The organism is Actinomadura miaoliensis (assembly GCF_039536785.1).
GTDB classification, from domain to species: domain Bacteria; phylum Actinomycetota; class Actinomycetes; order Streptosporangiales; family Streptosporangiaceae; genus Spirillospora; species Spirillospora miaoliensis.
The window spans coordinates 82,577-107,725 of sequence record NZ_BAAAZG010000038.1 but is presented as its reverse complement, the minus strand read 5'-3'; the positions used below and the strand labels follow the sequence as shown (position 1 = coordinate 107,725).

Sequence of the window (25,149 nt, the reverse complement as noted above, 5' to 3'; positions counted from 1 at the left end):
TCGCACGGGCTTCACGGGCGGCAGTCGGGACACCCCTCGACGTGCCGGATCTGATCGGGCCAGACCCGCACGAGTCCCTTGTCCGTCTCCACGGAGTAGAACTCAACGGAGTCGCGGTCGCGCATTTCCCTCCTGACAACGCCCTCCATGGGCTCGCCCTCGTCCACCAGCTGGAACCGGATCCACCGCCCCGTCAGGTTCTGCATCGCAATGACCTCCTGCGCTCTATGTCTGTTGACCTGGCTTGGCCGAGCACGGCCTGTCGGTCGGCCGCCGGGCCGGGGGCGGGCCGTAATGCGTTGGCCCACCCCCGGAGACGTCTCGCCCGTCAGGCGGTCTCGGCGGTCGCGATCGTGGTCTTGATGTCGGTCGCCAGCGCGGCCAGCACGCGGGCACGGAACCCGGTCTGGGTGGTGCGGACGCGCTTGGCCTGCATGTCGGCGTACAGGTCCTCCACCGCCCCCAGCAGCGCCCGCGCACCCTCCACCGTGGTGGTGACGTAGGCGTTGGCCCCCGCCCCCGCCTTGCGGACCTCGGCGGCGCCGATGTCGGTCAGCAGACCGGCGTCCCGCTCACCGTCCAGACGCCCGGCGATGAAGTTCAGCATCCGCTGCCCGACCCGCAGCCGCAGCATGGCGTCGCACGCGGCAGCCGGGACGGCGGCCTCCTCGGACACCTCCTCGGCGGCCTCCTCGGACACCTCCTCGGCGGCCTCCTCCGAGACCTCCTCGGACACCTCCTCGGCGGGCTCCATCTCAGCGGCGATGAAGGCGGCGGCCTCGTCGGCGAGGATCGCGGTGCAGGTCCCGCAGACCGGCAGATCGGCCCGCTCCCCCTCCGCCGGGATCGTCGCGTTGATCTCGCAGGGGACGGTGCCGTCCGGGCGGGTGGGGTGCTTGCGCTTGCCGGTCTTGGTGGCGACGTAGGTGATGGTCATCGGTTCCTCCGTGGTGGTGACCCGTTCGCTTATGTCTTCAAGTTTGGCCTACTTAAGAGACATAGTCAACCTCGTCACCGGCTTCCCGGTGGCCGAGCTCGGCCACTCCGACCTGGGCGAACAGATTGACTTCATCACTAAATTAGGCCAAACTTGAAGACATAGAACACGAACACCCCACGGAGGACGCACATGAAGCCCTGCGAGGTCTGCATCGAGAACAACGAGATGGACGCCGAGCTCGGCTACCCGACCCGCGAGCCGAACGCCGCCGTCACCACCGCGATGATCGACGGCGTGATCAAGAGCATCTGCGGCTGGTGCGCCACCGAGCAGCGCGAGATCGGCGCCGACATCCAGCTCGCCGGCTGACGGGCCACCCCTACTGGGTGGGTGTGCCGCCGGGCCCCCGCTCCGGCGGCACACCCCTCCTGGCCGCGGGGCCCACGCCGCACGAGAACGGGAGGACCGATGCTGTGGACACCTGGTGCTCCGTGTCCGAAGACCGGGCCGGGGACCGTGGAGTTCTACGTCATGGCCAGCAACGGGCGCGGTGCCACGCACCTGCCCGGGTGGCCGTTCGTCACGATGTCCGATGCGCAGGCCGACCTGGTTGGCCGCGAGACGGGCTTGGACGGCTGGTCCGCCGGGGGTGTCACCTCATGGCACGGGCGGTGCTCGCTGGAGACGTTTCTGGAGTGCCTGGGCAGGTGGCCGGACGGCCATCCCGATCCTCAGGTGCAGCGCCTCCTCGCCGAGCTGTTGGTGCTGACGGACAAGGGCCGCAGACTCGCGCGCTCGGTGGGGCGCCGTGATCTCGTGGTCGTCTGGGAGTGACGCCACGGCGGCAGGACGTGTGTCCATCGGCTGCGGACGGCTGATCCCGCCGGGGACCGGTGATCCCCGGCGGGATGTCATGCCGTCGCCACGACCTTGGTCTCCAGGTAGGCGGCAAGGCCCTCGGGGCCGAGTTCGCGGCCGATGCCGGACCGCTTGTAGCCGCCGAGCGGGGCGTGCACGGGCGGCTCGGCGCCGTTGACGCGGACGGTGCCGGAGCGGATCCGGGAGGCCATGTGCAGGGCGCGGCCGGGGTCGGCGGTCCAGATGCAGCCGTCCAGTCCGTAGGGGGTGGCGTTGGCCAGCTCGATCGCGTGGTCGTCGCCGATGTAGGGGGTGACGGTGAGCACGGGCGCGAAGATCTCGACCCGGAAGGCGTGGTTGCGGGGGTCGTCGGTGGTGAGGATGCCCGGCTGCAGGTAGTGGCCGTCGCGGCGGAGGATGGTGGCGCCGCGGCGGAGCGTGGCGCCCTCGCCGATCGCCTGGGCGATGTGGGCGGCGGCGCGGTCGAGCTGGGCCTCGAACGCCAGCGGGCCGATGTCGGTGGCCGGATCGGCCGGGTCGCCGACCGTCAGCCGGTCGAACACACTGTCGAGGGCGTCCAGGACATCGGCGTAGACGGCCGTGTGGGCGATGATGCGGGTCAGGTTGGAGCAGATCTGCCCGCTGTTGGCCAGCGACTGGGCGGGGACGGTGGCGATCGCGGCGTGCACGTCGGCGTCCTCGGTGACGATCATCGCGGACTTGCCGCCCAGCTCGAGGCTGACGCGGCGGATGTCGGCGCCGCATAGCGCCGCGATCAGGGCGCCGGTCGCGGTGGAGCCGGTGAAGGCGATCTTGTCGACTCCGGGGTGGGTGACGAGGCGTTCGGCGACCGAGTTGGACGGGGTGGTGACCACGTTGACCACGCCAGGGGGCAGGTCGAGCCAGTCGATCAGGTCGATGAGCGCCAGCGCGTCGAAGGGGGTCTGCGGGGCGGGTTTGATGACGGCCGTGCAGCCCGCGAGCAGCGCGGGCGCCAGCTTCATGATGATCGTCTTGGACGGCATGTTCCACGGGGTGATGATCCCCACCACCCCGGCGGGTTCCCGGTGCACCAGGTAGCCGTCCCGTTCCTCGTGCAGCAGGCGGTCGTCGTCGGCGAGGGCCGCGTAGAAGTCGAGGACCGCGGGCGGGTGCGTAGTCTGCGCGGTGAACGACACCGGTGAGCCCATCTGCGCGATGATCAGCTCGGCGAAGTGGCCGGAGTGCTGCCGGTAGGCCGCGGCGAGGCGGGCGAGGAAGGCGGCGCGCTCGGCTGCGGGCAGGTGCGGCCAGGGGCCGGTGTCGAAGGCGCGGCGGGCCGCGGCGACGGCGCGGTCGATGTCGGCGGCGGTGCCGGCGGGTGCCTGGCCCATCGGCCGGGCGGTGGCCGGATCGATCACCGTGTAGGTGCCGGACGCGGGGCGGAAGTCGCCGTCGATGTACAGGTGGTCGCGGCGGATGGGCAGGTCGCGGCCGATCAGGGCGCCGCGGGCGTCGTGCCTGTTCGGGCCGGGGGTGGTGGTCATCAGACGGTCCAGCCGTTGTTGTAGCCCTCGGCCGAGCCGCGCTCGATCATGCCTCCCCGGTCGGAGAGCCGATCGACCTCTTCGGGGTCCATCTCCAGGCGGGCGGCCAGGTCCTCGGCGGACAGGCCGAGCTCGCGCAGCTCGACGACGATCTTGGCCATGCCCAGGACGTGGTGCACGCCGCGGGCGCGGTTGTGGCGGATGGTGGCCAGCCGTGCCAGCGCGGGGTCGGTCGGCGGGAGGACGGCGACGGGGACCAGGCCGCCGGTCAGCTCGGCGATGTCGGGGGTCTGGGAGACGGTCCAGCGGTGGAAGCCGTCCACGATCTCCAGGCCGTGGTCCTCCTGGCGGACCACGATCGGCTGCGTCCAGCCGTTCTCCCGGATCGACACCTTCAGCAGCCGGTGCTCGGGCGGTGCCTGCCTGTTGGGGTTCCAGCTGTTGGCGGACAGTTCGTCTCGCTCCACCCAGCGGATGTTGGACACGGGCTGGCTGTCGATGGCGGTCATTGTTCGGCCTCCTGCCGGTACTCGGTCGGGATGAGCATGGAGGGGTCGGGGGGCAGTGCGCGCGGGTGGCCGAGCTCGGCCGCGGTGACGCCGTCGGCCAGCAGGCGCGTCAGCTCGGCGGTGTAGCTGGCCCATTCGCGGGCCTTGGCCTCCGGTCTGATCTTCATCGTTTCCTGGCGGCGTTCCTTGAAGTCCCCGCGCATGGCGAGCGTCAGCAGGAACTCCCAGGACACCCCGGAGCGGGGATGCGGGGAGGTGGGCAGGATCGGGTCGGTGGTGTGCCGGTAGTGGCGGCGGATCGTCTCGCGCAGCCTGCCGGCGATCATGGTCTGTTCGGCCGGGCGGGTCCACCGGGAGACGTAGTGGGCGATGTAGTCGGGCCACGTCACGTGGGCGGGTTTGTCCGGGCGGGAGCCGAAGGCCCACAGCTCGGTGCGGGCGTAGCGGACGGCGGCGCCGATGCCCGGCACCCGCTCGGACATCTTCTCCCACACCTCGGGGAAGCAGGTGGCGTAGGTGTGGATCTTGTTGAGGGGTTCCTCGCCGAACGCCGGGGAGCATCGCTGCTGGTAGGGGGTGACTCCGGCCATGGCCATGCGGTCGTAGGCGCGGTTGTAGTCCCAGCCGTTGAGTTTGGCGGCGGTCCAGACGTCCTCGGTCTGCCAGTCGTAGATCGTGTACGCCTTGAAGATGTTGCCGCCGCCGGTGGGGCCGTCGTAGCGGACGATGTAGTTGTCGACCTTGCGGCGGCTGACCGCGCGGCGGCGGATGACCGATTCCTGCGCGCGGATGCCCATCAGCATCGCTGTCGAGGCGCGGCCGGGGGCCAGCAGCCCGTTGAGGTCGGGGATGGTCAGCCGGGCCTCGGGCGGGTTGATCGGGAAGCCGTCCAGGTGGGTGATGGCTTCCGGCGGCATGGGGCGGCACCACTTCGCCTCGTCCTCCGGCGCCCAGGGCCACCAGTACGGGTGCGAGCGTGAGCAGGCGTTGCGGTGTTTGACCGGCAGGCAGTACCACTCCAGTGCGACGTCGTCGCGCTGGGAGACGCGGCGGACGTACTCCTCGGTCTCGAAGGGGATGGCCTCCTCGTCGAAGTGGACCACGCGCAGCGGCAGGTGCCGGGCGAAGCGCGGGTCGGAGCGGGCGACCTCCAGCGCGATGTTCAGCACCGCTGTGGAGTCCTTGCCGCCGCTGAAGGCGACGATGATCTCGTCGAAGGTGTCCATGACGTAGGCGGTGCGCTGGCGGGCCAGCGTGTACACGTCGGTGTCGAGGTCGACGCGGGGCTGGGTCTGCCGTCGGCCGAGCAGCGGGTTCACGGCGGGCTCCCGGTTGCGTGTTCGGGACAGATCAGTAGCTGGCGGCCGTCGGGCAGGCGGCCGATGAGGACGGTGGGGCGTGGCCAGGTCTTGCCGCATACCGCGCAGGCGTTCCCAGCGCGCTGGGTGTCGGTCAGGTCGGAGCCGTCGATGGTCGGCACGGTGCCCGGCCCGGTCTCTGGCCCGGGGTGGGGTTCGGTGTGGGGGCTGCTGTCTGGGGCGGTGTCGGGGCTGGTCATGCCGGTGCCGTTCCTGCCTGTCGCGCGGTCGCGGTGTTGGACTGTCCGGGCGGTGTGGCGGTGGCAGCGGGAAGCCGCCCCGACGACAGGTATACGCCGCCCTCGGGCGTGACGAGTTCGAACAGCGGCAGGCGGTGCCGGTGGTGCACCAGGTCACCGGAGGCGTCCAGCACCACCACCGCCCAAGCGGTCTGGGCCGCGGCCTGCAGGGTGTCGTCCAGCGCCTGCTGCGGCGTGCGGCCCCGGGCGCGGAGTCGGGCGTAGCAGGCGGCCAGCGCCACGGTGTCAGACACACTGCCCGACACGGTGTCAGAGACGCCGCCGGTGATGGCGTCCAGTGCGGACAGGGCCGCCAGGTCGGGGACGGTGCCGTTGTGCACGATCAGGTGACCGTTGGCCTCGATCGGCTGGATCGCCGCGATGTCACCGGGACGTCCCGAGGTGGCCAGCCGGGCGTGCCCGACCAGGCGGCTGGCGGTCAGCCCGCGCGCGGAGGCCGGGTCCAGGCAGCCGAGCGCCCGATGCGCCGCCACGCCGTGACCGGCCCAGCCGTGCGCGTGCGGACCACGGCGGGCGGCGCCCTCGGCCGCCTGGACCAGCAGCTCGGGGTCGGGCGCGTCCGGGCCGATGTAGGCGAACACCCCGCACATCAGGACCGCCCGGTGCGGGCCATCCAGTCGGCGGCCGCCGGCAGTTGCCCGGCCGCTGTCCGGATCACGTCGGGGTCGATCTGCCAGACCTCCTCGAACCCGTGGTCTGTGTCGCGGGTCCACTGGCGAGCTGGCCAGGCGCCGGTGCCGACCTGGTATCCGCGCGGCCAGGCGTAGCAGGGCGGCAGCTCGATCTGGTGGCGGTCGAGCAGCGCGAACACCGCCTCGTGGTCCCATGAGGCGAGCGGCGAGTAGCGGGTCACGCCCCGCTTGTTGGTGTACAGGTCGGCGCCCTTGGGGCCGGTGTAGTTGCCGTCGGAGCGGCGGCGGCCGAGCAGCAGCATCTCCAGGCCGCGGTCGCGGTAGTAGCGTTCCTGGCCGCGGTGGTTGACGATCTGGAACCAGCGGGAGCCGTAGTTTCCCTGCGGGAACAGCATCTCCGGGTGGTCGGCCAGCCAGGCGAGGGTTTGCCCGGTGGACACCACGGTCAGGTCGTCGGGCATGTGGTCGGTGACCCAGCGCAGGAACGCCGGATACTCCAGCTCCTCGGTGATCGCCAGGACGGCCTCGGTGATCCCGGCCTGGGCGGCCAGCAGCTGCAGGGCGAGCGAGTCCTTGCCTCCGGACCAGGCCAGCGCGGCGCGCCGTGATCCCACCGTGTCCTTGATCCGCGTCACGGTGGTGTCGATGAGCTCGTCGAGACGGTCGTCGGGCCACAGCGCCGCGGCGTTCTGCCGGGCGCGCGACCAGATGTCCTGGTCGCGGGTGGTTTGCTTGCGTGCCAGCCGCGGCGAGGGCGGCCCGCTGCCGGACGAGGCGGCCATGGTGTGCCTCAGCCCCGGTCGGCGTCGGCGGGCGCGGTGGCGGGGCCGGTGTGGAACAGGGGGGCGTCCACGGCGAAGCCCTGCCAGTCGGTGAAGGTCATTCGCGACGGGTCGTCGACCGGCTTGTGCGGGGCGCCGATCGCGACCAGCACGTGCTCGGTGTCTCCGGCGCCGACCGCGTGCGGCACCTGCCCGTCCACCATGTACAGGTCGCCGGGTCGGATGCGGTGGGTGACCTGATCGACGGTGATGGTGCCTTCGCCTTCCAGGCAGAGCAGCAGGTGGTGTCCGGGGTGGACGTGGATCGGGAAGCTGGTGTGCGGGGGCACGCGCAGCATGTCGGCGCCCAGATGGCCATCGCCCGACAGGTGCAGGGCGAGGCCGGTGGCGTCGGCGCCGTGGACGGGCACGCCTTGCTCGCGGACGGCGGCCGCGGCCGCGCCGAGGGGGACGATGCGCAGAGCGCTGGAGTGGCTCATCAGGATGGCTCCTTGGGGATGGCGGAGGCGGATTCTTGCAGGTGGGTTGCGGCGTACTGGTCCAGGATCTGGACCAGCGCGGTGGAGGCGTCCGGGACGCCGAGCTGGCCTTGGGCCTTGCGGAGGATGCCGCGGATCCGGTCACGTTCGGCGACGGTGACCGTCCAGGAGATCGGCACCAGGTCCTGCGGGCTGGCCGTGGACGGCGGCGGCGGGATCGCGCCGGGAGCGGCGGGGGGCGCGTCCGACACGGCCGGGTGGGAGGTCGGCTGCGGGGCCTCCTGCGCAGCGGGCTGCCCGTCCTCCGGGCGGCTGAGCGGCGGAGTGCCGGTCCCGGGCGGCGGCGGTGCGGCCGGGGCGCCGGCCGCCGTGGTGTGCGAATCGGCCGGTGCGTCGTAGGGCGGTGCCGGAGGGACCCCGGCGGCCGGGGCGGCGGGCGGCGCGGTGGGCGGCTGCTGACGGAAGGGGTCCAGGAAGCTGGCCGCCGGGTCGCCGAGCGCGTCGGTCGCCCGCAGCAGCTCGTCCAGGTCCTCGCCGGTGTAGCCGGTCGCGTCCAGGTCCGGCAGCTCCTGAAGGATCCTGGTCAGCTCGTCGTCGTCGTAGCCGCCGAGGTCGTGCAGCCGGTTGTCGCCGATGTTGATCCGGCGGGCGGTGTCATCGTCGCACTGGACGATCTCGCAGCGGACCTCGGTGTGACCCTCGGCGACCAGCGCCTTGAGGGTGTGGTTGCCCGCCAGGATCACCAGCTGCTCGCCGGTGTCGCGCACCACCAGTGACCTGTACTGGCCGTGACGGCGGATCGAGCCGCGGATCTCCTCGACGACACCGCGCCGCGGGTTTCCCGGCATGGGGGTGAGGGAGTCGACGGGGACGACGTCCGTGCGCAGCCACGTGACGGAACCGGCCAAGGGTGCACCTCACAGAACGTGACAACCTAAAGATCAATATCACAGATCGTAAGGGGCGTCCGGGTTCAGTGAGGCACGGCGAAACAGTTGCCATGGTTGCGGGTATGAGGCCCCCGCGCGGGCGTGGCCGGGGCATGGTACGGGACGTCACGGGTATCAAGCCCCCGGGCGGGCGTAGAGCAGCCGGCTCCGGGCTGTTCTGCCACGGCACAGTGGTGAGATCGGCGCGTTAGTCGCGGAGATGACGCCTCCGCTCCGGCATGGTCGGTGACTCGATCCCCCGCTTGGCTGTGACGTGCGCCGATCGTACCGCCAGGGTGACCATCAGCGGACGTCGTCGTGGGCATCACGCCTCGCGCGGTCACGATTGGACAAGCCTGCTGCAGTCTTCGTTGCCGCGGGCATGAGGTCCCCGCTCGGACGTGATCACTTGCCGCCTGGTCACCTGGGGAGTGGGGGGAGCGTCGGCCCACTGACGGAGCGGACTTGTGACCTTTGCTCAGGTCGCGGGTATGACGCCCCCGCGCAGGCATCCATGCCGTTGCAGGATTTCGCGTGCATGGTAGTGCTCTACCGACACGCTGTGGTTGTCACGGGTACCAGGCCCCCGCGCGGGCGTCTGCGGAGTGACCGGAGGATGTCGCGGGCGTGCTGCTCTTGCTCGGGCATCGGGTGACGCTTCACAGCAGGTCGGGCGGTCGCAGGTATGGGCCCCTGCTCGGGCGCTTCCGGTGAGACTACTCCTGGCTGTCGTCGTCGGCGGTGAGCGCCTCCATCAATTCCCGGACGTCGGCGTCGTCGGGCTTGGTGCCCGCGGGGGCGGGCGGCTTGGGCTGCGGGCAGGCGCAGGGGGCGTCCGCGGGGCACTGGCAGTCGACCGGCACGGTCTGGGAGATGTCCCAGACGTAGGAGATGCGGTAGCCCTTGCGGATCCGGCGGCCCTGTCCGGCAGTGCCGTCCTTGCCGCCGTCCTTGCCGTTGTCGGCGCCGCTGCGTCGCCGCGTGGCGGCCTGGTCGTTGTCGTCGCCGTCGCTGGCCTCGCGGCGGGTGACCGGCGCGAAGATCGCGATGCCGCCCTGTCCCCTGGCGACCTTACGGCCGTGCTCGCGCCAGGTCATCATGCCGAAGACCTGGCTGGCGTCGGGCTTCTGGACCCAGATGGCGAACTTGTTGTGCAGGCTGTGCCGATCGTCCAGGCGCGCGGCGGCGGCCTGGAAGTCGGCGATGGCCTCTGGGGTCATCATCGCGGCGGCAAGCTCCAGCCGGTCGCCCAGCTGGCGCGGGGTCATCTTGGGCATGAGAAGAGTTCCCCTTCCTAGGTCGTGCGTGCTAGCGGGGGCGGTTCTGGGAGACCGGGCACGCGGTGAGCTGTCCGTCGACGTACTCGTAGCGCTCCAGGCGGACGGCCGGAGCCGGGGTGAAGATCAAGCCACGGGCGGTGACCTTGAACTTGTAGGCGCGGGTGATGTACATGACGTACGCCTCGGGATGCTTCTCGACGAACCCGAGCGGCATCGTGCTCGGGGTGAGCGGGTTCTTGCGGCGGCGCATGGACTGCCGGGCCACGTAGGGGCACAGCTGCATCGCGTGCCTGGCGCAGACCTCGTGCATCGGCGGGTCGACGTAGGCACGCTCGGTCGCCGAGCTGGGGCCGCCGAGCAAGAAGATCCAGTAGTCCAGCGGGCGGCCGCAGACGCCGCACAGGCGCCGCTCGGCCACCTCGTAGACCTTCCGCGGGTCGAGCGCGGTGAAGTCGGCGCCGTCCGGCGTCATGGCGTTGACGAAGGGGACCGGTAGCCGGCGGCGAGGGCAGATCGGCAGGTGTTCCACCGTGTCGGGGATCTGGTGGGTGGGCGGGTTGGGCATAGGGTCCTCGCTTCAAGGTCGGGGCTAGCGCGGTAGATGCCGTGGCCCCCGGGGAGGTGCCCGGGGGCCACGGCTCCGGTCAGGTGCGCATCATCACGTTGTGCCAGGCGGTGCGGGTCTCCTCCGTGCCGGTGGCGGGGTCGGTCTCGATCCAGGTGTGCAGGCCGAGGATGCCGGAGCTGACGTAGCCGGGGGCGACCTCGGCGGCGCCGAGCTGGTACAGCAGCTCGCGGCGGGCGCATTCGGCCGCGGACGCCGCGGTGGGGTGGTGGCAGGTGCACTGCCACTGGACGTACTGCTGCTCCTGGACGTCCTGGAGGGTGACGGTGGCGGCGAACCGGGTGTAGGAGTCGATGTCGATGTGCAGCGGTGGGTACTGCGCCGTTCGTGTCCGGTAGATGGCCGGTTCGGCGGCGGCCTGGTCGCCGAGGATTTCGGTGATGGTGTCCAGGACCTCGCCGACCGGGCGGCGGGGGGCGTGGCTGGTGCAGTGGCGGCCGTCGCCGGTGGTGGCGGGGTTGGTGCAGGGGTCGGGTACCGGGGGCTCGTCCGGGGTGCTGTGGGCGGTGCCGAGGGTGGTGCAGAACAGCAGGCCGCAGCTGGTGCATGCGGCCCTGCCGTCGGGGGTCTCCTCGACGGCGTGGTTGCAGTCGGCCAGTGCGGTGTACTGCCGCTCGGTCAGGTCGCTGTCGCAGGCGGAGCAGTAGGGGCGGCGGTCGCGGGCACGTTCGGGCGAGGGGTCGTCGCAGCACGCGGTGAGCAGGTGCATGGCGATCATGCCGGGCGGTTCCTTTCGGTGTCGTCGGTCGCCGCGGTGGTGAGCGGCGCGGGCGGGTTCTTCGGGGTCGATGTCAGAACGATGGGGCCGTCTCCTCCGATGCGGGGCAGGCCGTCGCTTCCTCGGTTGATGCCGTACCTGTCGATGAGCTGCCGCAGCGTCACGCGTCCTCCGCATCGTTGGTGTTTGCCATCGGGGGGTGCTGGTCGGTCTTGTTGTCGCGGGGGGCGAAGCCGGCCGTGGCCGCGTCCGCGTCGGTCACGGCCTCGGCGAGCTCCCGCGACAGGCGCTCGGCCTGGGCGAAGGCGTGGAAGGCGTCGCTGCTGGCGGCGGCCACGTCGATGTCGTCGTGATCGGGGCGCAGCAGGCCACGCTCGGCAGCCTTGTTGATGTGGTCCTGCAGCGCGGCGAACGTTCGACCGAGCGCCTTGGCGACGGGGCCGAGACGGTCGCAGGCCCGCCAGAGCGTGTGCGGGTCGCTCATGGGGCCGCTCGCGGTCTTGGCTAGGGCCTCGGCGGTCTCCTTGAGCTGGGTGGCCTCGCGGACGAACTCGGTGTCGACGGCACGAGAGGGGGTCGGGCGATCGGTCATGCGGTTCCTTTCCAGGTGGCTGGCACCGGCCGCGGTGGCGCGGCCGGTGCCGATGGTTCAACGGGCGGTGATCTGCTCGCAGAACCGCCGGTAGGTGGCGTCGATGCGGTGGGCGTAGCGGTTGTAGAGCTCTGCCAGATCGATGCCGAGGGTGTGCATGAGGGCGTCGCCGAGCAGGTTCCTGTCGTCGGCGTCCTGCGGGCTGTAGCCGCGGCCGTGCTCGCGGGCCCAGCGCAGGCGTGCGCAGACCTCCACGAACTGCGTCTCGGCCTCGTCGAGGGTGTCGGCGAGTCCCAGCCGGGTGACCGGTGCCGTTCCGTCGGGGAGGAGAACGAGGATTTCGGCTGCGTTGTCGGTCATGGCGCTGCCTTCCGGGGGTGCGGGAGGTGAAGGGGCGGCGAGTGGCGGGGACACCCGCCGCCCCGGCTTGTGAGCTCTGGCCCGGCGGGGCCGGTCAGCCGCAGCGGCCGTCGGCGGCCAGGGTGCAGTACAGGTCGAGTGCGTCCTTGGCGCCCTGCTTGATGAACTCCATCGTGGTGCCGTACCGCAGCCGCCGGGACAGGATCCGCGCCGCCTGCGCGGCGTAGCGGTCGGCGCGGACGATCTTCACCAGGTCGAGGGCGTTGCCGCTGGTCAGCGGCGACCCCTCGGCAATGCCGTAGGTGGTGAGCAGGTAGGCGGCCAGGTGCTCGCGCAGGGCCCCCAGGTCCATGCGGCCCAGGTGAGCGCGGGTGTAGGTCGTGGCGGTCATCGTGGTCTCGCCCCTTTCTCTGCCATCGTTGCTATGTCTTCTAGTTTGGCCTCTTTTCAAGACTTCGTCAAGCCGCATGGCCAAATCTGAGGACATAGCGGTTCCTGTTCGTGCAGCGGACAGGCAAAGCCCCTCCGGCGCCCGCCGAGTTCGACGGGCGCCGGAGGAAGCCGGGCCTCCGCATCGCCCCGTGGACCGCGCGGATACCGCGACGGTTACAGGTTCACAGTGACGGGCATGCCGATCCGGCTGAGTTCGCGCAGGAACAGCACCATGCCGTTCCTGAGGGCCGGGTCCTCAGCCGCCTGGAAGGCGGTCCGCCTGTAGCTGACATCCCGGCCCGTGACGATTTCGGCCGCGGTGTTTCGCACGATCTCGGCGGCACTGGTCCAGGTCTCGTCGAAGTCGACCAGGACGCCGACCATGATCCACGGGTGCGCGTTGCCCCGGGCGGTGATGAGGTTCATGGTCGCGTCTTCCAGGCCGGGGAACCTTCCCGATCCGATCTCGTCCATGGCGCGCTGGACGTGCTCGAAGCCGACCCAGTGGTACAGGTTGTCGTGCACGGTGTTGCGGAGCAGTTCCGCGGCTCGCGCGAGCTCCTGAAGGGCCTCGTCGTGAGCTTTCTTGAGGGCGTCGTCGAAGCTGCCGTTCGATTCCTGGGTCATGCGCCCCTCCTTCCTTATGTCTTCAAGTTTGGCCTATCTCTCTGTTTTAGTCAATCAGTGAGGCCAAGTCGTGAACTAGTCTCGTCGTGCTCGCGTGCGGCGATGTCGAGCAGTTGCATCGTCTGGTGGACGGCGGCGATCACCGCTGCCTTGCCGACCATCTCCTCGCGGTGCGCGATCACCTCGGCTCGACGCCGCAGGGCCCTTTCGGCGCCATCGCCCTCGGCGAGGGTGTCACCGCAGTGGACCAGCACGTTGCTGCCGAGGCCCCAGATCAGCGAGTTGACGGCGGCGCAGGCGCAGGCGAGCGGATCGATGTCGGTCATCACCCACACGTAGTCCGCCGGGTCCTGGCCCCTCTCGCGCAGCGCGAGCGCGGCCGCGCGGATCAGGCCCCCGGTGCCGGCCGCTGGGTCGCTGATCCACTGGCCGGGTGACGGCGCCTCGTCGCCGATGGTCAGGCGCGCGAGCGCGTCCGCGACCTCGGCGGGCGTGTGGAACTCGGCCAGGGCCCGCCTGCCGCCCTGGGAGCGCAGGCCGGTCAGGACCGGTCCCAGCACGTCGGCCTGGCTGCGCCACCAGGGATCGGGGCTGGCGGTGAGCTCCAGCATCCCTGTCTGGATGGCCGCCTGGGTGACCGCGCGCACCGCCTTGGCCGCGCGGTCGTCGATGCCGTCTTCGAGCCATCGGTGGATCGGGCTGGCGACGTCGACCAGGTAGGGGCGGTTCATCCACAGCCGGGCCCAGAACGACTGGTAGAGGCGCATGAGGGCGGGCGCGTCGAGGCCGAGGATGTACTGTTCCAGCTTCGGGCGGTCCAGTTCTGTCGGACCGATGAGGCACAGCGTCGCCACCGTGCCGAGCGGGATCTCGATGCGGGAACCTCCGTGCGCGCGATGCCAGGCACGATCGATGTCTTCGGCGATCTGCTGCAGGTGCAGCCGCATGTTCGCGGGCCGGGGCGCCGCCCGGGTGATGCGCGCCTGCTCGGACGAGGTGTGGCGGTCGATCCGCTGCTCGACCTGCTGGTCGGTTTGCGGGTCGGTTTGCTGGCGGGCCGGCGTCTGGGCGAGCAAGTCGAGTTGCTCGCTGTCCGGCTGGGCGTGCCGCCGGTCGTCTGGTCGGTAGCCTCTGGTCATGTCCGGGGTCCTCCGTGGGATGTGCGGGTGGTGCTGTGGACATGCGAGGGGGGAGGCGGGGCGAGCCGCCTCCCCCCAGTGCGTGATCGATCGGGCCGGGCAGGGCCCGGCCCGGGTCAGCCGGTGTGCGGGGCGTCGGCGTGCGCTGCCGTCAGGCGGTCGAGCAGCGCGGCGGCGGCCTGCGTCTTGGCGTCGGCCTTGCGTGCGGCGGTGGCGCTGGCCACGAACTCGGCGCCGGTGGCGGCGCAGGTCGCGGTGACCGTGCAGGTGTGGTCGGGCTCGTGCCCTGGCCCGTGGCTGGTGAAGTCCCAGCGCAGATCCCGGAGCCGTCCCTTCTGGGTGTGTTCGTTGACGGTCATGATCGGGTTCTTGTGCACGGTGGGCTGATCGATGTCGCCGGGAGCGGGCGGGGCCGGTTCCTCCGCCAGATCCTGTGAGGCGTCGGGCAGTCCCGCCATGGCCGCGGCGAGCCCGAGCGCGGCCTGCTGGCGGCCCTCGCGTTTGCCGGGGCCGATCCGGCGGGGGGAGGTGTGCACGGTGTCGCCGCAGACGAGGGTGACGGTCACGGCGAACAGCGGCTGCTGAACGGTGCCGATGTCGCGGATCTCCCACAGGGGGTCGGCGCCGGTCAGCTGCCCGTACATGGCCACCACCGTCACGGCCAGCGGCGGGTCGTCGGCCAGCAGGCGGCACAGGCGCTCCCGGGCCGGGCGCCATCGCTCTCCCTGCGTCCGCAGGAGCGCCCAGCAGATATCGCGGGGTGCCAGCAGCCCGGCGTCGGCACGGCGCGTGATCTCCTCCACCAGCGCCGGAGGTGGATCGCCCTCGCGCGCCGCGGTCTTGAGGACACGGTGGAAGGCGGCGGCGTCGAGCCCGGCGAGCTCGGCGGCGCCGTCCCGTAGGCGCCTGTGGGCGCGGTCGGTGGCCGCCTGCTTGAGCCGCTGGGACTTGCGGTCCTTGAGCTCGCGCGCCCTGGTGTTGATCGCGGTGGCGATCTCCTGGAGCTGCCCCTGGCTGTAGGGGCTGGGACGTCCATCGACTGCGGCCAGCACGATGCGCTGGGTCACCAGGTCGGCGTAGCGGCGCAGCGGCGAGGTGGCGTGCGTGTAGGCCGCCAGGTTCAACCCGTAGTGGCCGCCGACCTGCGGGCCGTACTCGGCGCGGCGCAGGATCGCCGTCAGGCGCTCCCGGGTGACCGCGCTGGTGACCGCACTGGCGGTGAGATCGTCGAGAAGCTGCTCGCGAGGCGGCGCGACCGCGCCGACACGGTGATTGCGGAACAGGATCGGCAGATCACGCTCGATGCACCAGCGGGCGACCGCCTCGTTCGCGGCGATCATCAGTTCCTGGACGATGATGTAGGCGGCGTTGCGCTCGTACTCGGACACGGGCCGCGGGACGCCGCTCTCCCCCGTCGCCCAGCCGCGCTCCAGGTCGTACAGCACCAGGGCACCTGACAGGCGGCGCCGGGCGAGCAGCGCCAGCGCCAGGTGGTGAGCATCGCGCAGCATCTGGTCCTGCGGCCCGAGGTCGATCGGGCGGGTGAGCGCGGCCGCCGCCTCCCGGTGGCTCATGGCGATGCCGTGGCGCAGCCGTCCCCGCGAGATGCGCGCGCGCTCGACCGCGCCGTCCACGCCGACGTGCAGCTCGATAAGGCAGGTCGGCACGGGCGCCGCGCCGAGCGCGGCGGCGTCCTGGCGATCGGCGGGCAGCATCCGGATCGTCCGGTCGGGCAGGTAGACGGTCCAACCACGGCCGGCGGCCTGGATGTCGGCGGGGCTGCCAGCGGGGATCACGCGGGCGACGTCGGCGATGTGGACCCGCACATGCCAGCCGCTCGAGATGCGCTCCACCCAGAAGGCGTCATCGCGGTCGGCCGAGTCGGCCCGGTCGATCATCACTCCGGCGGCCGCCGGGTCGAAGGCGCGGGTCACCTGCCCTCCCCGGAGGTTTCCGCGTCGCCGGGTGCGTCGCTTGCCGGAGCGTGCTCGTTCGGGCTGCCGATGGTGGGCGGCAGCAGCACGGGCGGCAGGTAGCGCCGCAGGACCTGTTCGGCCGCCAGCGGGCTGCGCAGCACGAGCGTCATGGATTGAATGCCGTCCCGCGGCCTGAAGATCTCGATCTCCGTCGTACGCACGCCGAGGTCCTCGGCGATGTCGTGTTCGGGGAAGTCGTGCGTGATCTGAAAGCCGTAGTAGGTGCCCCCGATTCGCCACTTGGCCATCAGCTCGTGAGGCTCCTGACCCGGGTCGTTCGCCATGACCGAGATCTCGGGCTGGCGGTGCACGGCGCTGATCTCGGTGTAGAGCCGGTCGAACACCTCGTTCAGGTGCACCAGGTCCTGATCCGGGTCGTTGGCTTCGGCGCGGGCGATCTCGTCCCGCGCACGGTCCATGATCTCCTCGATGGGCTGGCCGGGCCGGTCGATCTCCAGCACGGCCCAGGTGACGACCGGTTCGAGGACGAAGTACCCGAGCCGGGCCGCCTCGCTGGCGGCGCGCAGCATCAGCACCACGCCCGAGGACGAGGGCATTCTCGATGCCATGCGCTCGACTCGGCGGCACAGGTAGTCGGCGGCGTCCTCCCAGTGATCCCAGGACTGCTGTGCGCGGGAGACGCTGTCGTCGGAATGGTGTCGGCAGACGATCGTGTACGGCATCAGCTGTCGGCCTTCCTCGAAGTCGGTGTCGGGCTCGGTGTCGATGGCGGTGTCAAGCGGATTCGGTACAGCACGCCGTGAGCGGCGACCTGCCGGGCGCCCTCGCGGATGCGCTGGGCGGCGCGACGCCACGGCGCGGCGGTGGGCGGCCAGTCGCAGTCGTCGGCGCGGCGGTCCAGCTCGGCGGCCAGGTTCTCGGCGGCGGCCTGTCGGGTGGGGTGCCCGCTGGAGATGACGGTCGCGCCGCGTTCGGTTTTGCCCTGGCGCAGCACCTCCCAGGTGGCGCCGCGTGCTTCTGCCTGGACCTCGCGCATGTGCGCGTCGTGGGCGGTGCGACGCGCGTCGGTGTCCAGGTCGGGGTTGGGGTGGGTCCAGCCGCAGGCGCAGCCGTCCGCGGTGAGGTGGTGGCGGTCGTGATCGATCAGCGGGTCGGTGGTCCAGTGCGGGGTGTCGTCGGTGTGCATGGAGCCGGTCTTTCTCGGGGGGTCGACGCGGATGATTCCGAGGAACAGCAGGGCGTAGCGTCCGGCGAGGACGTCGCGGTGGTAGCGGGCCCAGAAACCGGCGCAGGCGGCCGGGCCGAAGTCCGGGTTCTCGCCGTAGGGCAGGGTCCCGTGGCAGGTGAGCAGCGCCCCGGCCTCCAGGTTGGCGGCGGTGACCTCGGCGACGCGGTCTTCTCCGAACATCTGGCGGCCCTGGCTGCGGAACAGGCAGGTGTCGCAGCGGCGTGACAGGACGCGGACGCGTCCGGTAGCCCGGTCGATGATGTCACCGGGGGCGCGTCGGCGCACGGCACTCATCTACTCTCCCCGGGGGTGTCGCTCTCGGTGGCGTTCGAGCGCCGGTCGATGGCCTCAATCCAGTCGAGCGTGACGGCGGCGGCGTCGAGCAGCGCGGCACGCAGGGCGTCGGGGCCGGAGGCGGCGAACGCGGCGTGCATGCGTGCGGCGAGCAGGTGACGCCAGGTCAGCCAGCCCCGGTCGGTGAGGTCTTTCACCATGGCGCGGTCCGCCTCGGCGACGCGCCGCATGGCGTCGGTTCCGGTGCCGTCGGGGCGGTCGATCGTGACCACGCGGACGGCGCGGATGTCGCGCAGGCGCCGCTCGATGTCAGTCAGCTCGGTCGGGTAGCTCACGATGTCCTTTCCACGGTCGATGTGCGGTCGGTGGGTGTGCGGTCAGAGCATCAGTAGCCGATGACGGTGTGCCAGATGTAGGAGGTGACGCGGTCGGCCAGTTCCGGATCGACCTGGTAGAGAGGGTCGATCAGCTCGTCGAACTCCCGGCCGATCTGGGTGAACACCTTGTCGGCCTGGATCATCACGCGCCAGTGGCGGTCGGCGATGCGCTGATGCCCGTCCTCCAGCGCCTGCCAGTACTGCGAGCGGGCTCGCTCGTAACGCTGGGCGGGAGCGGCCATCCGGTGGCCGACCGCCAGGGCTCGCGTGCCCAGGGGGTGGCGGACGGCGATGAGGACGTCCATCGCCTCATTGGCCGGTTCGCTGTCCGGTCGCTGGTGGTCAGTCATCACAACCTCTTCCTTATGTCTTCAAGTTTGGCATACTCTAGAGACTAAATCAACTACACAGGCCAAACCAAGAGACACAAAGCGAGGTGTTGACGTTGGCCTACTTGCGAGACATAAGCGGGCGTGCAACCATCGGCGGGTTGGATGGCCGCGGCAGGATGTCCGCTTCGGCCCGGATTGCGCTGGAGGACCGTGTTCGGGAGGACAGAATGAGGGGCGGCAGACAGAAGCCACAGATGTCCACCGAGCAGGAGGCTGCCTTGGAGGCGCTGAAGGGGGCCGTGGCCGAATTCACCGCAGCCAACCAGCAGCGCGAGGAGCTGATCGTCGAGGCCGGTGAGGCACGTGTGCCGCGGGCCCGGGTGGAGGAGACCTCGGGGCTCTCCCGCTCGACGATCTGGAAGCTGTGGAAGGCGGCGGGCGTGCCGCCGCTGCCCGCCGGCACCAGCCATCTGCAGTTGTCCGACAAGCAGCGGGAGATCCTCGCGCGGCTCGGTGACGCGGCGGACCGGTGCCGACGCGCCGAGGAAGGCTACGCGGAGAATCTGCTGAACTGCGGGCGTGTCGGGGTCCGGCAGACCCTAGTGGCCGACGCCACCGGATACGGCCGGGAGCGGATCCGGCAGAAGTGGCGCGAGGCGGGCATCAAGCCGGGCGGTGGCAAGAGCTGACACGACAGCGTGCCGGTGTCTCCGCCGCCCTGTCGCGTTGTGCGCCAGGGTACGGTCCGGCCCGTTGCCGATGATCTCGGCCACCAGACGTGGACGGGGCGCCGCGCTCCGGCGGCGAGGACGCCGGTGACGGTCAGGCCCGTGGCGGTGATCTCCACGTACCGGGGTGGTCGGTGGTCAGGATGCCTTTGAGGACGGGTGCGCGCCGGGCGGTCTCGTGCGTGAGCCGTGCAGCGCGGCGCAGCAGGCCGCCGAGCGCGGCCGCATCGGGCGGTGAGGAACATCCCGGCATCGGCCGCCGCCCGGCTCGCCCATGCCGGCACGGCGCCCAGGCGAGGAGGCCGAGGCGTCTTCGTCAGAATCCCTCATGCTCGTGGGGTTGCAGGATGCGGTGATGGACCGCGTGGATCTGCAGGCCGTGCAGGTCGCCGCTGACGAGGGAGGAGATTTTGCGGTCGGCTGCCCGCAGGGCGCTGGCCGCCTCCGGGGCGATGGACTCCAGGCGTGCCAGCGCCAGGCCGATCGCGTCGATCAGGGCAGCCGTCTCGGCGTCGTCCAGCCGCACGGCGACTGCGCCGCTGTACTCTGCGTCGTCGTCCACGATGCGCATGGGTCCTCATCCCTGGCGGTGTCATCTCGGCCGGGCGCGGTGCCCCATGAACGCCTGCGGTTCGGCCGCATGGAGCCATGCGCCGCCCGGCCACCGGAGCATCGCGCGACCGCACCGGCGGGCGCCCGGCTGCCAGGCCGGGAGGATGCCGAGCATGTGCCGGTCGATCGCGGCCTGCAGAGTCCGCGGCTCGTCGCCTGGCGCAGCGTGGTGGCTCCATCCGCACGTGCAGCTGGCCGACACGGCTCGGACGTCGGCGTACAGGCCCTCCCATCGGATGGAGACCTGGCGGGCTGCGTGGCGGGCGGCCATGTCGATCACATCGGGATGCATGGCACGGTCCGGGGAAGGGGCCGAGGGCTGCATCTGAACTCCAAGAGCCAGGTGCCTGGGGCACCGGACAGAGACGACCCCGGGCACGGGGCGCGTCAGCTGAAGAGGATGGCGGTCATCGTCTCATCGAGCAGCCGCACCGCCTCCTGCTCCGGCATCTGGCCGATGCGCCCCAGCGCCTCGTAATCGATGTCGGGCTGGCCACCCAGGTCCGCGACGTGGACCTGGGTGGCCACGAACTGGCGGACCTCCTGCGCGCTGGGCGATCGTCCCTGCTGGCCATGCCCCCTCCTCGGGGCCCCGCACTGCTCATTGTGTCTTTTATTTTGGCCGACATCCATGTCTAAATCAACTTGTGCGGCCAAATATGGCGACATATGCAGCGTCGATACGGCGGGCCAGATCGTTCATTCGGTGCGTGATCTGTGTCTCACTCGGTACCGGGAGAGGTGGTTTGAACCCACCCTGGAGGTATCGCAAGCGGGAAGGCGGCAGATTTTCGCAGGTCAGGCTGCAATTACAACAATGGTTTTCCCCCGGGCAGACTGATGCACAACGGCTCGCAGGGTCGGCGCCACAACGACGACGGCCCCCTGTTGCCGCAGGGAGCCGTCTGTCCGAACTCACTGCCGTAGGAAGCGAGCTCAACGTGAGCGTACGTCCTGACGAGTCCTCCCCGCAGTCTCAGCCGTCTGCCCCTCAACCGCTTCTGAGCAGCCGGGCGCTTCTGATCGTCCTGGTCGGCGTCGCGGCCGGGATCGCGGTGGCGGTACGGCCCGAACTGGCGGTGCCGATCGGCGTGGGCGTCGCGGTGGTAACGCTGCTCATCGTGGCGGTCGGCCCTTGACTCAATTCGAGGCCGCCGCTGCGGCGTGAACCCCAGCGGCACGGCGGCGGTCGTCGACGTAGGCGGCGACGGTGCGGCTGATTGGGTCGTCGCCGAGAAACGACCAGCCTGTCGAGGCCGGGCCGGGCCCGGAAGGACCGGGCCCGGCAGTGTGTTCCAGCGATCGCATGTCGTCGCTGCTCGACTCAGAAGTCATGGGCGCACAGGGGGCAGAACTCGACGCGGTTGGCGCGCACCGTCCAGACGTCCCACAGACGCCGCAGCAGCCCGAGGTCGCCACTGGCCTGCCAGTAGGCGCGCCGGTAGGCGCGGCGCATCTGGCGCGCGGTGCGGAACAGGTGACGGCACGAGCCGCAGCGCAGGTAGCCCCAGCCCGGTTCGTCGGCGTCGTGGGCACGGCAGTGGATGTGGTCGCAGCGGCCAGTGCGCTCGTGCGTGGTCCCGCCGTCTCCGTCGACCTGGGCGGCGGGGGCATCAGCGGCCGGCGGCGCGTCGTTCACGCTGTCGGCGAGGACGGCACCGATGCCGGCGGGGGAGCCGGTCGAGGCGCTGGGAGCGGTGTGGTCATGGCGGGCGGTGAGGGCGAGGTGCATCCGGCGGCATCGCCCGGCCAGTTGTCGCCAGTCGTCGGCCGTGGCGGCGGGGTCATCGAGGAGCCGGGCGACCTCGGAGCGGGCGTAGGCGCACGCCGGGTCGTCATCGCCCGCGCGGTGGTCGCATGCGGTGGCGCCGCCGCGCAGCTGGCGGACGGCCAGGGCGATCAGGCCTGTGCTGAGGGAACCGATGATCGCGCCACCGCAGTAGCCGACGAGGATGGCCTGTCCGAGGGGCAGCGTCATCGCGGTCGCCTCCAGGCACCAGCCGCGACCGCTACGGGCGTTTTCCACACCCACCGACGAGCAGTTATCCACATTGTCCGGTTCCTTCCACCTTAAGGTGTGATGACAGTAATTAGAGTTTCGGTGCTTTTGTCTAGACGGTCTGGTGTTCTTAGACGGTCAAGTTCTTCTAGGTGCTCCAGGACGTATTAGGGGGGCGGTCCAGATCCCCCCCTTTCCGGGGTTAGGGGGTGGTCCAGACACCCCCCTTTCAAGGGGGTAAGGGGCGGTCCAGACCTCCCCCTTTTCCGATAAGGGGCGGCTCGGAGACCCCCCTTTCCCGGTAAGGGGCGGTCGGGACCACCCCCTTTCCTTCAGGGTGACATCGGTTGTCCACAGCCCTGGCCATCTCGTTATCCACAGGCCCGCAGCCGCTCCTCCCCGTCCTCGCCGCCGTCCTCGCCACCGTCCCGGCCGCCGTGCCGATCACCTGCCGGACCCTCGCCCGCCTTCCCTGCCTCCTTCTCGCCGTCCTGCATGTCCTCGCGGACGGGCAGCCGCACCGACGCGGGAAACCTGGGGAGCTTGAACTCCATGTCCCGCCCCCGGCGGGCGTAGTAAGGGCGACCGTTGCGATCGCGGCCCAGCTCCACGCGCACCTCCAGCCCGCGCTCGGCCAGCCGCTGCAGCACGTCCTTGAGCGTGTCGGAGTTCACCCCCGCCACCTGACACAGCCGCTCCCGCAGCTTGCAGTCGTCGCTCTTGAACCGCACCATTTCCCGGGTGCTCTCATCCAGCACGCGATCGGCGATCGTGAGCAGCACGATGCGCTCCTTGTCGGTGATCCCCTTCGCCGCCGGCGTCCGCAGCCACTCGATGACCTCGCCGACGAGCCGACCGCTCATAGGGCATCCTCACGCAAGCCCAGAGCAACGCAGAGCCCCCGCCGGGACGCCTCGCAGGCGCAGACATGCCCCCCGTGCGACACACGACAAGAGGGCAACCTCAAGTTGCCCCCCGCCACGCTGGGACAACGCGGACCCTGTGTACCGCCGGGCCCCCGCGGCTCACGCATCCACAGCCTCCTCTCGCGGCCCCCACAGGGCGCAGCCAGTGCGGATGCCACCGGCCGCCAGATCAGGGCCACCCTCGGCACCGCAGTGCTCGCGAGCCCGGTAGCCGGTGTCCCGCTCAGTGATCTCCGGCTCGTACAGCGCGCACGTCTTGCACCCCTTGGCGGCCGGGCTCCACCAGCAGCGGGCGATGTGCCGAGCGGCCGCCGCCTTCTTCGAGTGGCCACGCCTGCAGTACGGGCACAGGTAGCGGGTGACCGTGATCGCGATGGGCTCGGCCGCGGCCCCCATGGCGGCCTGCGACGGCGGCGCTGCTCCGGGATCCTGCGGCAGCGTCATGCCCTTCCTCCGTCCCGAGAACGGTGACAGGGAACCGGCGTCCGGTCCGTCGACGTCCCCGCCAGCACCCGCCCCTGGATGCCCAGCCCACTCGCCTTCCCACGCCGACAACCCCGCAGTCGGCCCTTCCACCACAACCACAGGCCGACGCCCCCGCACAACGCCCAGAAGGCGGCCAACCCCGGCAGCCTGCCCAGAACGCCCGCCGCGCACTGCGGCCACGAGCCCAGCGCGAGCAGACCGCAGGCCACACGCCACCGAGCGGGCGAGCGCCCGAGCGTCTCCACAGCGGCCAGCACGCCCCCGGCGGCCACGAGCGGCGCCGCCGCCAGCGCGATGGTGTCGGCGAGCGTCATGTCCCCTCCTGGGAGGGCGACGTCTGCGGGGACGATGGGCGCTGCGGATCATGCGATGGCCGTGGAGACGGCACAGGTTCCGGCCGCCGGGTACGCACCGGGTCGGGCGACACCACCCGGGACGGCCGGGCACCGGCCGGACCGTGGCCCGCACGTTTGCGGCCGCCCGCCCCCCGCGCGCCCTTCCCACGCGAGGAACCGGTGCTCCGCTGCACCAGCTGGTGATCGACCGGGCTTTCAGTCCCGGCGCCGGGACCGACACCGGTGCGGCCGTCAGGGCTGGGACCGGGCCCGGTGCCGGGCTGGGACGATACGGGGATCGGCTCGGTCTCGCTCACCGGCGCCCCACCGTCCCGCACCCGCACCGACCATCCGATGCCAGCCGTCAGCACCCCACCCGCCAGCGCGGCCGCCATGGCCATGCGCATCAACGGGCGAGGCGCGGCATGTTTCCCACGTTGCCTCACGGCTTATCCCTTTCACGACGCGGTAGTGGACCGTCCCCGGCGTCCTGCCACGGGTCCGGGAGAGGGAAAGGACCGCCGCCCCCGCCCTGCGCGCCCTCCATCGGATCCAGCAGCAGGTCCTGGAAGGCGGGCAGCTCCTGCTGGTGCGGCCCGTTGCATGTCGCAGCGTGCGGCATGTAGACGCGTTCCAGCGGATGCCGCGGCCCATCGGCGGCCGACTGCACCGACCGGGCCCGGTACTCGCCCCAGTGATCCCGGTAGGCGAGCACGGAGCCGTCCGGGTTCGGCTCGGGATCCAGGGCCTGCCAGCGCGCGGCCAGCGTGCGTGCCCAGATGATCCGCTGCCCGCACGCCTCGCACTCCTCGTGCCTGGCTCGACCACGTCCCATGTGCACCCCCCGGGCGGTTCCTTCCGTACTGCTCAGGCCCCGGCCGCCTGACAGCCGGGCGACATGCGGATGTGCCCGCCCGTCGCGGCCGCTGAGGCCGCGACGGGCGAGCCGCTGGCCGAGCTCGGCTCAGGCATCACACGGATGCCGTATAGACCAGCGCCCCTTGGCGGTGCCGCCCGCCGACGTTCACGGGCGGCACCACAGCCGCCGAACCTCTGACCCTGACCCCGGCGATTTCGAAGTCACGGTCGAGCCCGGCGTGCGCGGACGGGCACGGGGAGGACCCGTCCGCGCGGCTCATCACGGGAACGCGCACGGCTACCGGGCTTTGCGCGCCAGATAGTCACCAGCCCTGAAGGCAGCGCGCGGACACAGATGCCGGACCGCCGCACCGGCGATCACCCTGACATCTCCCTCGCTGACCCCCTCCGGCCGGTAGACGGCCGCGCCCTGCACAATCGCCAGGCACGTGCGCTCCCCGAAGGCGAGCACCTCCGCGTCCGGACGGTCCCTGTTCAGTCCCTGTCGGTGGACCTCGGCCAGATAGGCGGACTGTGCCTGGGCCGACGGGCTGCCCCAGAGCCACATCGCGTCAGGCTCTCCCCCTTTGACCAGGGCACTGGCGACCAGCAGGACGCCGATCACCAGCAGGGCAGGCCGCGGTCCCGTCCGGGGTCGGCCGGGCGCCGGGCGGGCATGCCGTCCTCGCGGCCGTGCCCACGGCGGCGCGGCAAGCGGCAGTGGACCGGTCACCGCGCTCGCTCCCGTTCGGCTTTTCCCTGGCCGTCCGCCCCGTCGGCGCCGCCCGGCTCCGGGGCGGCCGCGGGCGGCGCCGCGTCAGCGCCCTGCCACGCGGGCAGCGGCGGGGCCGGCCGCGGCTCGGCGGCCTGCCCNGGCCGGCCGCGGCTCGGCGGCCTGCCCCGCCGAGCCGTACGGCTGGAACGCGCCGTCGCCAGCGCGCGTGTCCGCGACGGCGCGGTCCGTGCCCGGCAGGTGCTGGCCGCCCTCGGG

35 protein-coding genes are annotated in these 25,149 nt (G+C 71.3%); 4 read left to right on the top strand and 31 right to left on the bottom strand.

Annotated features, from left to right (window positions below):
- Positions 1-11 precede the first annotated feature (11 nt).
- Positions 12-206 carry a hypothetical protein gene (locus tag ABD811_RS25410; protein ID WP_344952492.1) on the bottom strand — a complete coding sequence of 65 codons (195 nt, stop codon included), beginning with the start codon at positions 204-206 and terminating at the stop codon, positions 12-14.
- A gap of 122 nt (positions 207-328) precedes the next feature.
- A complete protein-coding gene (locus ABD811_RS25405) occupies positions 329-937 on the bottom strand; it encodes a hypothetical protein (RefSeq protein WP_344952490.1) in 609 nt (202 codons plus the stop codon).
- Between the two features lie 192 nt (positions 938-1,129).
- On the opposite strand from ABD811_RS25405, the gene ABD811_RS25400 reads away from it, so the two are divergent.
- Complete coding sequence (locus tag ABD811_RS25400) at positions 1,130-1,309, top strand: hypothetical protein (RefSeq protein ID WP_344952488.1); 180 nt, start codon at positions 1,130-1,132, stop codon at positions 1,307-1,309.
- 147 nt (positions 1,310-1,456) lie between these two features.
- Positions 1,457-1,774: a hypothetical protein gene (locus ABD811_RS25395; protein WP_344952486.1), complete on the top strand. Its 318-nt coding sequence runs from the start codon at positions 1,457-1,459 to the stop codon at positions 1,772-1,774.
- 77 nt (positions 1,775-1,851) lie between these two features.
- On the opposite strand, the gene ABD811_RS25390 is transcribed toward ABD811_RS25395, so the two are convergent.
- From ABD811_RS25390 to ABD811_RS25285, 22 genes are all read right to left on the bottom strand, one after another.
- Complete coding sequence (locus tag ABD811_RS25390; RefSeq protein ID WP_344952484.1) at positions 1,852-3,324, bottom strand: aldehyde dehydrogenase family protein; 1,473 nt, start codon at positions 3,322-3,324, stop codon at positions 1,852-1,854.
- Positions 3,324-3,833, bottom strand: a complete 510-nt coding sequence (locus ABD811_RS25385; protein ID WP_344952482.1) for a ParB N-terminal domain-containing protein — start codon at positions 3,831-3,833, stop codon at positions 3,324-3,326. Before ABD811_RS25385 ends, ABD811_RS25390 begins: the two co-directional genes overlap by 1 nt.
- Positions 3,830-5,152, bottom strand: coding sequence for a phosphoadenosine phosphosulfate reductase domain-containing protein (locus ABD811_RS25380; RefSeq protein ID WP_344952480.1), 1,323 nt, complete (start codon positions 5,150-5,152; stop codon positions 3,830-3,832). Before ABD811_RS25380 ends, ABD811_RS25385 begins: the two co-directional genes overlap by 4 nt.
- Positions 5,149-5,391 (bottom strand): hypothetical protein, encoded by a 243-nt coding sequence (locus ABD811_RS25375; RefSeq protein ID WP_344952479.1) that lies wholly within the window; start codon positions 5,389-5,391, stop codon positions 5,149-5,151. Before ABD811_RS25375 ends, ABD811_RS25380 begins: the two co-directional genes overlap by 4 nt.
- A complete protein-coding gene (locus ABD811_RS25370; protein ID WP_344952477.1) occupies positions 5,388-6,032 on the bottom strand; it encodes a class II glutamine amidotransferase in 645 nt (214 codons plus the stop codon). Before ABD811_RS25370 ends, ABD811_RS25375 begins: the two co-directional genes overlap by 4 nt.
- An 8-nt stretch (positions 6,033-6,040) precedes the next feature.
- Complete coding sequence (locus ABD811_RS25365) at positions 6,041-6,865, bottom strand: phosphoadenosine phosphosulfate reductase domain-containing protein (protein WP_344952475.1); 825 nt, start codon at positions 6,863-6,865, stop codon at positions 6,041-6,043.
- A gap of 8 nt (positions 6,866-6,873) precedes the next feature.
- The gene (locus tag ABD811_RS25360) at positions 6,874-7,344 is read right to left on the bottom strand and encodes a cupin domain-containing protein (RefSeq protein WP_344952473.1); all 471 of its coding nucleotides are present in this window, start codon (positions 7,342-7,344) and stop codon (positions 6,874-6,876) included.
- Positions 7,344-8,252 carry a ParB/RepB/Spo0J family partition protein gene (locus ABD811_RS25355; protein WP_344952471.1) on the bottom strand — a complete coding sequence of 303 codons (909 nt, stop codon included), beginning with the start codon at positions 8,250-8,252 and terminating at the stop codon, positions 7,344-7,346. Before ABD811_RS25355 ends, ABD811_RS25360 begins: the two co-directional genes overlap by 1 nt.
- 737 nt (positions 8,253-8,989) lie before the next feature.
- Positions 8,990-9,550: a hypothetical protein gene (locus ABD811_RS25350; protein ID WP_344952469.1), complete on the bottom strand. Its 561-nt coding sequence runs from the start codon at positions 9,548-9,550 to the stop codon at positions 8,990-8,992.
- A 31-nt stretch (positions 9,551-9,581) separates the two neighbouring features.
- A complete protein-coding gene (locus ABD811_RS25345; RefSeq protein ID WP_344952467.1) occupies positions 9,582-10,118 on the bottom strand; it encodes a hypothetical protein in 537 nt (178 codons plus the stop codon).
- Between the two features lie 79 nt (positions 10,119-10,197).
- Entirely contained in the window at positions 10,198-10,896 is a 699-nt protein-coding gene (locus ABD811_RS25340) for a hypothetical protein (RefSeq protein ID WP_344952465.1), read from the bottom strand.
- Positions 10,893-11,060: a hypothetical protein gene (locus tag ABD811_RS25335; RefSeq protein ID WP_344952463.1), complete on the bottom strand. Its 168-nt coding sequence runs from the start codon at positions 11,058-11,060 to the stop codon at positions 10,893-10,895. Before ABD811_RS25335 ends, ABD811_RS25340 begins: the two co-directional genes overlap by 4 nt.
- Positions 11,057-11,488 carry a hypothetical protein gene (locus tag ABD811_RS25330; RefSeq protein WP_344952462.1) on the bottom strand — a complete coding sequence of 144 codons (432 nt, stop codon included), beginning with the start codon at positions 11,486-11,488 and terminating at the stop codon, positions 11,057-11,059. The genes ABD811_RS25335 and ABD811_RS25330 overlap by 4 nt, the downstream gene beginning before the upstream one ends.
- Positions 11,489-11,545: 57 nt before the next feature.
- On the bottom strand, positions 11,546-11,848 hold the full coding sequence (locus tag ABD811_RS25325; protein WP_344952460.1) for a hypothetical protein: 303 nt from the start codon (positions 11,846-11,848) through the stop codon (positions 11,546-11,548).
- A 94-nt stretch (positions 11,849-11,942) separates the two neighbouring features.
- Positions 11,943-12,239, bottom strand: coding sequence for a hypothetical protein (locus ABD811_RS25320; protein WP_344952458.1), 297 nt, complete (start codon positions 12,237-12,239; stop codon positions 11,943-11,945).
- A 215-nt stretch (positions 12,240-12,454) separates the two neighbouring features.
- Complete coding sequence (locus ABD811_RS25315) at positions 12,455-12,907, bottom strand: hypothetical protein (RefSeq protein ID WP_344952456.1); 453 nt, start codon at positions 12,905-12,907, stop codon at positions 12,455-12,457.
- Positions 12,908-12,957: 50 nt separating this feature from the next.
- The gene (locus ABD811_RS25310; RefSeq protein WP_344952454.1) at positions 12,958-14,046 is read right to left on the bottom strand and encodes an N-6 DNA methylase; all 1,089 of its coding nucleotides are present in this window, start codon (positions 14,044-14,046) and stop codon (positions 12,958-12,960) included.
- A 116-nt stretch (positions 14,047-14,162) separates the two neighbouring features.
- Complete coding sequence (locus tag ABD811_RS25305) at positions 14,163-15,980, bottom strand: RNB domain-containing ribonuclease (protein WP_344952452.1); 1,818 nt, start codon at positions 15,978-15,980, stop codon at positions 14,163-14,165.
- On the bottom strand, positions 15,977-16,705 hold the full coding sequence (locus tag ABD811_RS25300) for a hypothetical protein (protein ID WP_344952450.1): 729 nt from the start codon (positions 16,703-16,705) through the stop codon (positions 15,977-15,979). Before ABD811_RS25300 ends, ABD811_RS25305 begins: the two co-directional genes overlap by 4 nt.
- Positions 16,705-17,505: a hypothetical protein gene (locus tag ABD811_RS25295; RefSeq protein ID WP_344952448.1), complete on the bottom strand. Its 801-nt coding sequence runs from the start codon at positions 17,503-17,505 to the stop codon at positions 16,705-16,707. The genes ABD811_RS25300 and ABD811_RS25295 overlap by 1 nt, the downstream gene beginning before the upstream one ends.
- Positions 17,502-17,840 (bottom strand): hypothetical protein, encoded by a 339-nt coding sequence (locus tag ABD811_RS25290; RefSeq protein ID WP_344952446.1) that lies wholly within the window; start codon positions 17,838-17,840, stop codon positions 17,502-17,504. Before ABD811_RS25290 ends, ABD811_RS25295 begins: the two co-directional genes overlap by 4 nt.
- Positions 17,841-17,890: 50 nt before the next feature.
- Positions 17,891-18,232: a hypothetical protein gene (locus ABD811_RS25285; protein ID WP_344952444.1), complete on the bottom strand. Its 342-nt coding sequence runs from the start codon at positions 18,230-18,232 to the stop codon at positions 17,891-17,893.
- 236 nt (positions 18,233-18,468) lie between these two features.
- Here ABD811_RS25285 and ABD811_RS25280 point away from each other — a divergent pair, with 236 nt between their 5' ends.
- Positions 18,469-18,903: a hypothetical protein gene (locus ABD811_RS25280; protein ID WP_344952442.1), complete on the top strand. Its 435-nt coding sequence runs from the start codon at positions 18,469-18,471 to the stop codon at positions 18,901-18,903.
- Positions 18,904-19,258: 355 nt separating this feature from the next.
- On the opposite strand, the gene ABD811_RS25275 is transcribed toward ABD811_RS25280, so the two are convergent.
- Positions 19,259-19,513 (bottom strand): hypothetical protein, encoded by a 255-nt coding sequence (locus ABD811_RS25275; RefSeq protein WP_344952440.1) that lies wholly within the window; start codon positions 19,511-19,513, stop codon positions 19,259-19,261.
- A gap of 428 nt (positions 19,514-19,941) precedes the next feature.
- Complete coding sequence (locus ABD811_RS25270) at positions 19,942-20,082, bottom strand: hypothetical protein (RefSeq protein WP_344952438.1); 141 nt, start codon at positions 20,080-20,082, stop codon at positions 19,942-19,944.
- Between the two features lie 413 nt (positions 20,083-20,495).
- Here ABD811_RS25270 and ABD811_RS25265 point away from each other — a divergent pair, with 413 nt between their 5' ends.
- Complete coding sequence (locus ABD811_RS25265) at positions 20,496-20,693, top strand: hypothetical protein (RefSeq protein ID WP_344952436.1); 198 nt, start codon at positions 20,496-20,498, stop codon at positions 20,691-20,693.
- A 185-nt stretch (positions 20,694-20,878) separates the two neighbouring features.
- Here ABD811_RS25265 and ABD811_RS25260 read toward each other — a convergent pair whose 3' ends face one another.
- The 5 genes from ABD811_RS25260 to ABD811_RS25240 all read right to left on the bottom strand — a co-directional run bounded on the left by ABD811_RS25260 (position 20,879) and on the right by ABD811_RS25240 (position 24,783).
- On the bottom strand, positions 20,879-21,532 hold the full coding sequence (locus ABD811_RS25260; RefSeq protein WP_344952434.1) for a hypothetical protein: 654 nt from the start codon (positions 21,530-21,532) through the stop codon (positions 20,879-20,881).
- A 392-nt stretch (positions 21,533-21,924) separates the two neighbouring features.
- Positions 21,925-22,416: a hypothetical protein gene (locus ABD811_RS25255; protein WP_344952432.1), complete on the bottom strand. Its 492-nt coding sequence runs from the start codon at positions 22,414-22,416 to the stop codon at positions 21,925-21,927.
- Positions 22,417-22,578: 162 nt separating this feature from the next.
- Entirely contained in the window at positions 22,579-22,923 is a 345-nt protein-coding gene (locus tag ABD811_RS25250) for a hypothetical protein (RefSeq protein WP_344952430.1), read from the bottom strand.
- Positions 22,924-23,742: 819 nt separating this feature from the next.
- Positions 23,743-24,135 (bottom strand): hypothetical protein, encoded by a 393-nt coding sequence (locus ABD811_RS25245; protein WP_344952429.1) that lies wholly within the window; start codon positions 24,133-24,135, stop codon positions 23,743-23,745.
- Positions 24,136-24,456: 321 nt separating this feature from the next.
- Positions 24,457-24,783 (bottom strand): DUF732 domain-containing protein, encoded by a 327-nt coding sequence (locus ABD811_RS25240; protein WP_344952427.1) that lies wholly within the window; start codon positions 24,781-24,783, stop codon positions 24,457-24,459.
- Between the last annotated feature and the right edge of the window lie 366 nt (positions 24,784-25,149).

What these genes read in the sequence shown, in the direction of transcription:
- ABD811_RS25410 (WP_344952492.1), bottom strand. Translation starts at nt 206, where the DNA reads ATGCAGAACCTGACGGGGCGGTGGATCCGGTTCCAGCTGGTGGACGAG.
- ABD811_RS25405 (WP_344952490.1), bottom strand. Translation starts at nt 937, where the DNA reads ATGACCATCACCTACGTCGCCACCAAGACCGGCAAGCGCAAGCACCCC.
- ABD811_RS25400 (WP_344952488.1), top strand. Translation starts at nt 1,130, where the DNA reads ATGAAGCCCTGCGAGGTCTGCATCGAGAACAACGAGATGGACGCCGAG.
- ABD811_RS25390 (WP_344952484.1), bottom strand. Translation starts at nt 3,324, where the DNA reads ATGACCACCACCCCCGGCCCGAACAGGCACGACGCCCGCGGCGCCCTG.
- ABD811_RS25385 (WP_344952482.1), bottom strand. Translation starts at nt 3,833, where the DNA reads ATGACCGCCATCGACAGCCAGCCCGTGTCCAACATCCGCTGGGTGGAG.
- ABD811_RS25375 (WP_344952479.1), bottom strand. Translation starts at nt 5,391, where the DNA reads ATGACCAGCCCCGACACCGCCCCAGACAGCAGCCCCCACACCGAACCC.
- ABD811_RS25365 (WP_344952475.1), bottom strand. Translation starts at nt 6,865, where the DNA reads ATGGCCGCCTCGTCCGGCAGCGGGCCGCCCTCGCCGCGGCTGGCACGC.
- ABD811_RS25360 (WP_344952473.1), bottom strand. Translation starts at nt 7,344, where the DNA reads ATGAGCCACTCCAGCGCTCTGCGCATCGTCCCCCTCGGCGCGGCCGCG.
- ABD811_RS25350 (WP_344952469.1), bottom strand. Translation starts at nt 9,550, where the DNA reads ATGCCCAAGATGACCCCGCGCCAGCTGGGCGACCGGCTGGAGCTTGCC.
- ABD811_RS25345 (WP_344952467.1), bottom strand. Translation starts at nt 10,118, where the DNA reads ATGCCCAACCCGCCCACCCACCAGATCCCCGACACGGTGGAACACCTG.
- ABD811_RS25340 (WP_344952465.1), bottom strand. Translation starts at nt 10,896, where the DNA reads ATGATCGCCATGCACCTGCTCACCGCGTGCTGCGACGACCCCTCGCCC.
- ABD811_RS25330 (WP_344952462.1), bottom strand. Translation starts at nt 11,488, where the DNA reads ATGACCGATCGCCCGACCCCCTCTCGTGCCGTCGACACCGAGTTCGTC.
- ABD811_RS25325 (WP_344952460.1), bottom strand. Translation starts at nt 11,848, where the DNA reads ATGACCGACAACGCAGCCGAAATCCTCGTTCTCCTCCCCGACGGAACG.
- ABD811_RS25320 (WP_344952458.1), bottom strand. Translation starts at nt 12,239, where the DNA reads ATGACCGCCACGACCTACACCCGCGCTCACCTGGGCCGCATGGACCTG.
- ABD811_RS25315 (WP_344952456.1), bottom strand. Translation starts at nt 12,907, where the DNA reads ATGACCCAGGAATCGAACGGCAGCTTCGACGACGCCCTCAAGAAAGCT.
- ABD811_RS25310 (WP_344952454.1), bottom strand. Translation starts at nt 14,046, where the DNA reads ATGACCAGAGGCTACCGACCAGACGACCGGCGGCACGCCCAGCCGGAC.
- ABD811_RS25300 (WP_344952450.1), bottom strand. Translation starts at nt 16,705, where the DNA reads ATGCCGTACACGATCGTCTGCCGACACCATTCCGACGACAGCGTCTCC.
- ABD811_RS25295 (WP_344952448.1), bottom strand. Translation starts at nt 17,505, where the DNA reads ATGAGTGCCGTGCGCCGACGCGCCCCCGGTGACATCATCGACCGGGCT.
- ABD811_RS25285 (WP_344952444.1), bottom strand. Translation starts at nt 18,232, where the DNA reads ATGACTGACCACCAGCGACCGGACAGCGAACCGGCCAATGAGGCGATG.
- ABD811_RS25280 (WP_344952442.1), top strand. Translation starts at nt 18,469, where the DNA reads ATGTCCACCGAGCAGGAGGCTGCCTTGGAGGCGCTGAAGGGGGCCGTG.
- ABD811_RS25275 (WP_344952440.1), bottom strand. Translation starts at nt 19,513, where the DNA reads ATGCGCATCGTGGACGACGACGCAGAGTACAGCGGCGCAGTCGCCGTG.
- ABD811_RS25260 (WP_344952434.1), bottom strand. Translation starts at nt 21,532, where the DNA reads ATGACGCTGCCCCTCGGACAGGCCATCCTCGTCGGCTACTGCGGTGGC.
- ABD811_RS25255 (WP_344952432.1), bottom strand. Translation starts at nt 22,416, where the DNA reads ATGAGCGGTCGGCTCGTCGGCGAGGTCATCGAGTGGCTGCGGACGCCG.
- ABD811_RS25250 (WP_344952430.1), bottom strand. Translation starts at nt 22,923, where the DNA reads ATGACGCTGCCGCAGGATCCCGGAGCAGCGCCGCCGTCGCAGGCCGCC.
- ABD811_RS25245 (WP_344952429.1), bottom strand. Translation starts at nt 24,135, where the DNA reads ATGGGACGTGGTCGAGCCAGGCACGAGGAGTGCGAGGCGTGCGGGCAG.